Source organism: Paenibacillus alkaliterrae (assembly GCF_021532375.1).
In the GTDB taxonomy this organism is placed as follows: domain Bacteria; phylum Bacillota; class Bacilli; order Paenibacillales; family Paenibacillaceae; genus Pristimantibacillus; species Pristimantibacillus alkaliterrae.
On record NZ_JAKGAP010000169.1, the window covers coordinates 1 to 1,057 of the forward strand.

Annotated in this window: 1 protein-coding gene; it reads left to right on the forward strand. The window is 46.8% G+C overall.

The window, feature by feature from the left end; translation table 11 throughout:
* Positions 1–30: 30 nt before the first annotated feature.
* On the forward strand, positions 31–1,057 hold a 1,027-nt coding region (locus L1N85_RS27020), incomplete at its 3' end, for an ISL3 family transposase (RefSeq protein WP_235242101.1).

Here is a 1,057-nt window from a genome sequence, read left to right on the forward strand (position 1 = left end):
GTAGTAGAACCCTGAAGGGAGATACCATTGATGACGGAAAATGAGATATTTAATAGAGCTTTGAATTTAGGATCGGGCTGGGAAGTATATAATGTCGCTTTCAATCCGGATCAAAAAGAACTGCAAATTTATATCCGTACCGTGAAAGGCGGCTTGCATACCTGTGGTACTTGCGGTAAACCAGGTTGCCGGATTTATGACCACGGCAAGGAACGCGAATGGCGGCACATGAACTTCTTCCAATATCGTGCGGTGTTAATCGGAAAGCCGCCGCGTGTAGAGTGCGAGGATTGCAATACGCCTAAAACAGCCGAACTTTCGTGGGCACGCGAACGTTCCGGCTTCTCGTTATATTTTGAAGCCCTTATGGTGTTGTTGGCCAAAGCTATGCCGATGAACGAAGTTTCCAGGTTACTCGGAGAGCATGACACTACTTTATGGCCTATTCTACACCATTACGTGGATGAAGCACGGAAGGAACAAACTTGGGAAGATGTTAAACGTATTGCCATAGACGAAACCTCCCGAGCGAAAGGACATGAGTACGTATCTCTGGTCATGGACTTGGATACCCGTAAAGTACTTCACGTGGCGGAAGGGAAAGATCAGCGGACGTTGTTTGACTTTAAGGGCCAATTGCTACAGAAAGGCGGCCATCCGGACGACATTGAAGAGTTATGTATGGATATGTCGCCGAGCTTCATTGCCGGTGCGAAGAACTACTTTCCAAATGTCGAAATCACTTATGACAAGTTCCATGTTATGAATGTCATCAGTACCGCTGTAGATGAGACAAGACGCAAAGAACAACGGACGGTAGCTGATCTCAAAGGCAGCCGCTACTCTTGGTTGAAGAACGAAGAAAACCTAACCGTGAACCAAAAGGAAAAATTAATGGGTCTCAAGGACGAGGATCTGAAGACCGCTAAAGCATACCACTTAAAGCTCGCCTTCTCGAAATTGTGGGAGCAGGAGACCCCTGAAAAAGCGAAGGTGTTTCTGGATGACTGGTATTATTGGGCGACACACAGCCAAATCCCCGATATGGTAAAAGCCG